Raw genomic sequence first — 6,138 nt, forward strand, 5'->3', positions numbered from 1 at the left:
TGATAAGGACTCACATTTGGTAGCGCTCGGCGGAGGCGTTACCAGATGTTGCGCTGCACCCTCAGGCCTTGGCCAGCTCCGGCAAATCCCCGGTCAAACCCAATGCCTGGCGCACGAACAGCGCCTTGGCCTCGGGCATCTGCTCGACCACCTTCAACCCGGCATTGCGCAACCAGCGCAACGGCAGTTGATCGGCCTGGAACAACCGTTCAAAACCTTCCATCGCAGCCATCAGCGCCAGGTTGTGCGGCATGCGCCGACGCTCGTAACGGCTGAGCACCTTCACCTCCGCCAGGCGCTCGCCGCGCTCATTAGCGGCCAACAGCACCTCGGCCAGCACCGCCGCGTCGAGGAAACCCAGGTTCACGCCCTGCCCCGCCAGCGGATGAATGACGTGGGCCGCATCGCCAATCAACGCCAGCCCCTCGGCCACGTAACGCTTGGCATGGCGCTGACGCAACGGCACGCACAGCCGTGGGTCGGCGCTTAACACCGTGCCCAGGCGGCCTTCGAAGGCCAGCTCCAGCTCACAGCAGAAGCTTTCGTCGTCCAGCGCCATCAAACGCTCGGACTCACTCGGGGTGGTCGACCAGACGATCGAACACCAATCTTCCTGACCGTCCCGCACCAACGGCAAGAAGGCCAGCGGGCCGTTATCGGTAAAACGCTGCCAGGCCGTGCGCTGATGCGCCTGGCTGCTGCGCACGCTGGTGACGATGGCGTTGTGCAGATAATCCCACTCACGGGTGGCGGTGCCCGTGAGGCGGCGCACCGCCGAGTTGGCACCGTCTGCTGCGACCACCAGCGGCGCGCGCAAGGTGCGGCCGTCGGCCAGGGTCAGCAGCCAGTCATCACCGGAGCGACGCATCTGCTCCAGGCGCGCATTGGCCAGCAGGCCGAGGTCGCAGTCATGCAGGCGATCGAGCAAGGCATCCTGGACCACACGGTTTTCGACGATATGCCCCAGCACCTCGGCATGCACGCTGGCCGCCGAGAAGTGGATCTGCCCGGTGCCGCTGCCGTCCCACACCTGCATCTCGCCGTACGGGCTGGCGCGTCGCTCGACGATCCCGTCCCACACGCCAAGGCGCTCGAGGATGCGCTGGCTGGCCGCCGACAAGGCGCTCACCCGCGGCTCGAACGCGGCTTGCGGGTCGAATGGCTTGACGCTCAGCGGGCTGCCATCGAGCAGCAGCACCTGCAGGCCACTGCCCTGCAACGCCAGCGCCAGGGCGCTTCCGACCATTCCGGCCCCGACAATCAGCACATCTGCGCGCATGTCCATGCTTTAAGCCTGTCTCGATTGCGGCTTGCGCCGCACGTAAAGGGTTTTATCGACCCGCGCCACCAGGGTGCCGGAGCCGTCATGAATCTGCACCTTGAGCTGCGGTAGGTATTTGTCGCCGCTGGCGGTGTGCTGGCGAATCTCGTCCAGCAAGGCATCGTCGATGGAGAATTCGGCATACACCGGGCCCTTGCCCGGCGAGATGAAATCGATGCTCGCGGCCTTGTCCCAGACAATGTAGTCGCGCCCCAGATTCTCCATCAGCAACAGCATGTAGAACGGGTCGACCATCGAATACAGGCTGCCGCCAAACTGCGTGCCCACGTAATTACGGTTGTACCAGCCCAGGCCCATGCGCACCTTGGCGTGACGGAAATCAGCGCTGAGGTGCTGCACCCGAACCCCGGCACCGAGGTACGGCGGGTACAGGGTCAGGAACCAGCGCAGCAGCCGCGCCTTGCCCAGGCGTTGTGTCAGCCACTCACGCATCGGGACGGGTGCCCAGGCCCATGGCCTGGCGGGCGAACCAGCGTTTGGCCGGCGGCAGCAAGTCCAGGCCCAGCAAGCCCATGTTGCGGCCCAGCGCCACCAATGGCTGGGCACTGCCAAACAATCGGGTCACCTGATCCGAGAAACCAACCGTGAGTTTCTGGTCCACGCGCTGGCGCTCACGGTACGCCTGCAGTGTCGCCAGGTCGCCCGGTACTGCCGGCCCGGCCAACAAGGCCTCGGCCAGGGCGTAGGCATCGCGCAGGGACAGGTTGAAGCCCTGGCCGGCAATCGGGTGCAGGCTGTGGGCGGCATTGCCGAGCACGGCCAGATGGGAGCGCACTTGCTCTTCCGCCTCCACGAGGGTCAACGGGTACAAGTGACGTGCACCGACCTGCTTCAGGGTGCCCAGGCGGTAGCCGAACACGCCCTGCAATTCACTGAGAAAGCTGCGCTCGTCCAGCTCGGCCAGACGCTGGGCGTCCATGCCGATGCGGGTCCACACCAGCGCGCAACGGTTGTCCGGCAACGGCAGCAAGGCCATCGGCCCTTCGTCGGTGAAACGCTCGAAGGCCTCGCCGTTGTGGGCTTCGCTCGGGGTGATGTTGGCGATCAGCGCGCTCTGGTTGTACGGGCGTTTTTTAACGCCGATACCCAGCTGTTCGCGCAGGCCGGAACGGCCGCCATCGGCCAGCACCGCAAGGTCGCACTCCAACTCGGTTTCGTCATTCAGGGTCAGGCGGTAGCCATCGGCAAGCGGCTCCATGCGGGTGACTTCCGCCGGGCAGCGCCAGCTGACCACCTCCTTGTCCAGGCCTTGCCACAGGCATTGGCCGAGCCAGGCGTTTTCCACCACGTAGCCGAGGGCGGGCACGCCTTCTTCCATCGCCGACAGGCGCGCAGTGGAGAAGCGGCCACGGTCCGACACATGAATCTGCTTGATCGGCTCGGCGCGGCGGGAAATCTCCTGCCACACGCCCAACCGTTGATAAATCTGCCGAGCGCCAAACGACAGCGCCGAAGAGCGCGCGTCATAGCTCGGCTGGTAACTGTCGCCGGGGGCGAACGGCTCGATCAGCACGATCTTCCAGCCACGAGCCTTGGCCCCCGCCTGCAACGCCAAGGCGAGGCTGGCGCCCACCAGGCCGCCGCCGATAATCGCCAGGTTGACCCGGCTCATCGCGCGCTCGCCATCAGTGCTTCGATCTCGGCAACGGACTTGGGCACGCCACCGGTCAGAATTTCACAGCCTTGCTTGGTCACCACCACGTCGTCCTCGATGCGTACGCCAATGCCACGCCATTTCTTCGCCACGTTCTGGTTGTCGGGCGAAATGTAAATCCCCGGCTCAACGGTCAGCGCCATGCCGACTTCCAGCACCCGCCACTCGCCGCCCACCTTGTATTCGCCCACATCGTGCACATCCATGCCCAGCCAGTGGCCGGCGCGGTGCATGTAGAAGGCTTTATAGGCTTCGCTGGCGATCAACTCGTCGACGTCACCCTGCAACAATCCCAGCTTGACCAGCCCGGCGGTGATCACTTGCACCGTCGCCTCGTGGGCCTGGTTCCAATGCTTGTTCGGGGCGATTTCGGCAAAGGCGGCTTCCTGGGAAGCCAGCACGATTTCGTAAATCGCCTTTTGCTCGGCGGAGAACTTGCCGCTCACCGGCCAGGTGCGGGTGATGTCGCTGGCGTAGCAGTCGATCTCACAACCGGCATCGATCAACACCAGGTCGCCGTCCTTGAGCACCGCGTCATTCTGCTGGTAATGCAGGATGCAACTGTTGCGCCCCGAGGCGACGATGGAGCCATAGGCCGGCATCTTCGCCCCGCCCTTGCGAAACTCGTAGTCAAGCTCCGCTTCCAGGCTGAACTCATACAAACCCGCGCGACTGGCCTGCATCGCCCGCACATGGGCCGCGCAGGAAATCCGTGCCGCCTCGCGCATCACCTTCACTTCTGCCGCCGATTTATACAGGCGCATGTCGTGAAGCAGATGATCCAGGGCAACAAATTCGTTCGGTGGCTGGGCGCCGAGGTGCGCTTTGGAGCGGATCACGTTGATCCACTCCATCAGGTGCCGGTCGAACTCGGCGTTGCTGCCCATGGCCGAGTACACCCGGTCGCGACCTTCGATCAGGCCGGGCAGGATGTCGTCGATATCGGTGATCGGAAACGCGTCGTCGGCGCCAAACTCGCGGATCGCGCCTTCGGTGCCGGCCCGCAGGCCGTCCCACAGTTCGCGCTCGGCATTGCGTTCGCGACAAAACAGCACGTACTCGCCGTGCTGGCGGCCGGGCATCAGCACGATCACCGCTTCCGGTTCCGGGAAGCCGCTCAGGTACTGAAAGTCGCTGTCCTGACGGTAGACGTGCTCGACGTCACGGTTGCGGATAGCAACCGCGGCTGCCGGCAGGATGGCGATGCTGTTGGGTTCCATCTGCGCCATGAGCGCCTTGCGGCGCCGGGTGTATTCCGCTTTGGGGATATGGATCATGGGCAGATGGGCTTCCTTTCTTAGTGCAGCGACGGCTTGGGTGCAGCGGGCTCAGCCGATTTACGGGTCTCGGTGAACAGCAGCAGCGGCGCAACGCGCAGGTATTCCATGACTTCCATGTAGTCGCTTTCGCCGTCTTCGGACTCTTCCAGGGCGTCTTGCACCTGGGAGATGGCGGCCAGGTCTTGCAGCACTTCCTGGGCATCGGTGCTCAGGTCGAGGCCGCCGGCGTTCACGCCAAAGCCGTGGAGGAAGCCTTGGCACCATTGGCCCAGTGCCGCAGCGCGCTCGGTGAGCGGTGCGTCATCGGTAGGCAGCAGCAACACGACGGTGACGTCATCACCGGTCAGCTCGCCTTTGACCATCTCTTGCAGGCCGATAAGGGCGTTGCGCACGTTTTCGGTGGGCTCGGTTTCCAGCAGCTCGGCGACGTCGGCCAGCCAGTTGTCGGCATCAAAGCCGACACCGGTGCAACTGCGGCCCAGCAGCACGCCGTGCAACTCGGCAGGCGAGCAAGGATGACCGCTGGAGCTCAGCAGTTTGGAAAAAGCATCGTACGGGGAGTTCTGAATGGGCATGGTGAGCTAGGCGCCAGACGGCGCAATGTCTAGAATGAAGCGCTGTATCCTAGCATCGGCAGACGTACCAAGACTATCGAGGGCGTCAGATCGTTTATCCAGCAGTTGCCATTCATCAGACAAATCCAGTGGAACCCAATGGAAGACACCGACCTGCAAGCGCTGATGGCCAGACTCGAGCTGCTAATTAACCGGGTCGAGCAACTTAAGAGCCAAAACGGACTCCTATTAGCTCAGGAAAAGACCTGGCGCGAGGAACGCGCTCACCTCATTGAAAAAAACGAAATCGCCCGGCGTAAGGTCGAATCGATGATTTCGCGCCTGAAGGCCCTGGAGCAAGACTCATGAGTTCAAGCAATAGCGTCACCGTGCAGATTCTCGACAAAGAATATTCGATCATCTGCCCACAGGAAGAACGCAGCAATCTGGTGAGCGCTGCCCGCTACCTGGACGGCAAGATGCGTGAAATCCGCAGCAGCGGCAAAGTCATCGGCGCCGATCGCATCGCCGTGATGGCCGCGCTGAACATTACCCACGATTTACTGCATAAGCAGGAACGGCCTGACGTGCAGGCCAGCGGCTCGACGCGTGAGCAGGTACGCGACCTGCTGGAGCGGGTCGATCTGGTACTTTCTACCGATCCAGAGCCACCCAAGGGCTGATTGCGGCGTCGGTTTCGGGTATACTCGCCCCACTCCCTGGCGTGCTTGCCAGTCGGCGATGTCCCTGAGCCGATTCGCACTACCCTGGAAGTTACACGTTGGGCTGGTGTGCATGTCCGCTAGACGGAAAGCCTTAAAGCCTACTGTTTCTTCCACCTTGAACTTTCGGGTTCAAGGGCTAAGTCGACAGCGGTTCTGTCGGGGAGCCTGATTCCCAAATCCAATGCCAGTCTCAGGACTGGCATTGTTTTATGAGCCGAAAACCATGACCGAACCTGCGCCGCTTTCCCGCCCGCAACTTCGACGCATGCTGCGCAAAGCCCGCCGCGCCCTGACGCCCAGCGAGCAACGCCAGGCCGCCCTTGGCCTGTATCGGCAACTGGCACAGCACCCGCTGTTTCGCCGGGCCAAACACATATCCTTATACCTGCCGACGGACGGCGAAATCGATCCGCGCCTGCTGCTGCGCGCTGCACAGCGCCGGGGCAAGGCGACGTATCTGCCGGTGCTCAGCGCGTGGCCGCGAACCAAGATGGTGTTCCAGCGGGTGCGCCCTGGCGAGAAGCTGAGCCCCAACCGTTTTCGCATCCTTGAGCCACAGGTGAATGTCAGCCGCCAACGCAAG

8 protein-coding genes and 1 other RNA gene are annotated in these 6,138 nt (G+C 63.2%); 4 read left to right on the forward strand and 5 right to left on the reverse strand.

The annotated features are described in order from the left end of the window. Nucleotides 1-61: 61 nt before the first annotated feature. Genes MUM_RS0105665 through MUM_RS0105685 form a run of 5 tightly spaced genes read right to left on the reverse strand, consistent with a single transcriptional unit; the run spans nt 62 to nt 4,851 of the window. A complete protein-coding gene (locus MUM_RS0105665) occupies nt 62-1,279 on the reverse strand; it encodes a 2-octaprenyl-3-methyl-6-methoxy-1,4-benzoquinol hydroxylase (RefSeq protein ID WP_177324988.1) in 1,218 nt (405 codons plus the stop codon). A gap of 9 nt (nt 1,280-1,288) precedes the next feature. Next, the gene (locus MUM_RS0105670) at nt 1,289-1,774 is read right to left on the reverse strand and encodes a DUF4442 domain-containing protein (protein WP_010167898.1); all 486 of its coding nucleotides are present in this window, start codon (nt 1,772-1,774) and stop codon (nt 1,289-1,291) included. Next, a complete protein-coding gene (gene ubiH, locus MUM_RS0105675) occupies nt 1,767-2,954 on the reverse strand; it encodes a 2-octaprenyl-6-methoxyphenyl hydroxylase (protein ID WP_010167900.1) in 1,188 nt (395 codons plus the stop codon). Before ubiH ends, MUM_RS0105670 begins: the two co-directional genes overlap by 8 nt. Beyond that, the gene (gene pepP / locus MUM_RS0105680) at nt 2,951-4,273 is read right to left on the reverse strand and encodes a Xaa-Pro aminopeptidase (protein ID WP_010167901.1); all 1,323 of its coding nucleotides are present in this window, start codon (nt 4,271-4,273) and stop codon (nt 2,951-2,953) included. The genes ubiH and pepP overlap by 4 nt, the downstream gene beginning before the upstream one ends. A 20-nt stretch (nt 4,274-4,293) precedes the next feature. After that, nucleotides 4,294-4,851 carry a YecA/YgfB family protein gene (locus MUM_RS0105685; protein ID WP_003213952.1) on the reverse strand — a complete coding sequence of 186 codons (558 nt, stop codon included), beginning with the start codon at nt 4,849-4,851 and terminating at the stop codon, nt 4,294-4,296. A 138-nt stretch (nt 4,852-4,989) separates the two neighbouring features. Here MUM_RS0105685 and MUM_RS0105690 point away from each other — a divergent pair, with 138 nt between their 5' ends. The 4 genes from MUM_RS0105690 to MUM_RS0105700 form a co-directional block, all read left to right on the forward strand. Further along, nucleotides 4,990-5,199, forward strand: coding sequence for a TIGR02449 family protein (locus MUM_RS0105690; RefSeq protein ID WP_003213954.1), 210 nt, complete (start codon nt 4,990-4,992; stop codon nt 5,197-5,199). Beyond that, nucleotides 5,196-5,513, forward strand: coding sequence for a cell division protein ZapA (locus MUM_RS0105695; protein WP_003213956.1), 318 nt, complete (start codon nt 5,196-5,198; stop codon nt 5,511-5,513). The genes MUM_RS0105690 and MUM_RS0105695 overlap by 4 nt, the downstream gene beginning before the upstream one ends. A gap of 30 nt (nt 5,514-5,543) precedes the next feature. Beyond that, a non-coding RNA gene (ssrS, locus tag MUM_RS1000000133030) (6S RNA) lies at nt 5,544-5,722 on the forward strand. 56 nt (nt 5,723-5,778) lie between these two features. After that, nucleotides 5,779-6,138 (forward strand): 5-formyltetrahydrofolate cyclo-ligase (locus MUM_RS0105700; RefSeq protein WP_010167902.1); only part of this gene is annotated, 360 nt, incomplete at its 3' end.

This window comes from Pseudomonas sp. PAMC 25886 (assembly GCF_000242655.1).
Taxonomy (GTDB): domain Bacteria; phylum Pseudomonadota; class Gammaproteobacteria; order Pseudomonadales; family Pseudomonadaceae; genus Aquipseudomonas.

What these genes read in the sequence shown, in the direction of transcription:
- MUM_RS0105665 (WP_177324988.1), bottom strand. Translation starts at nt 1,279, where the DNA reads ATGCGCGCAGATGTGCTGATTGTCGGGGCCGGAATGGTCGGAAGCGCC.
- MUM_RS0105670 (WP_010167898.1), bottom strand. Translation starts at nt 1,774, where the DNA reads ATGCGTGAGTGGCTGACACAACGCCTGGGCAAGGCGCGGCTGCTGCGC.
- ubiH (WP_010167900.1), bottom strand. Translation starts at nt 2,954, where the DNA reads ATGAGCCGGGTCAACCTGGCGATTATCGGCGGCGGCCTGGTGGGCGCC.
- pepP (WP_010167901.1), bottom strand. Translation starts at nt 4,273, where the DNA reads ATGATCCATATCCCCAAAGCGGAATACACCCGGCGCCGCAAGGCGCTC.
- MUM_RS0105685 (WP_003213952.1), bottom strand. Translation starts at nt 4,851, where the DNA reads ATGCCCATTCAGAACTCCCCGTACGATGCTTTTTCCAAACTGCTGAGC.
- MUM_RS0105690 (WP_003213954.1), top strand. Translation starts at nt 4,990, where the DNA reads ATGGAAGACACCGACCTGCAAGCGCTGATGGCCAGACTCGAGCTGCTA.
- MUM_RS0105695 (WP_003213956.1), top strand. Translation starts at nt 5,196, where the DNA reads ATGAGTTCAAGCAATAGCGTCACCGTGCAGATTCTCGACAAAGAATAT.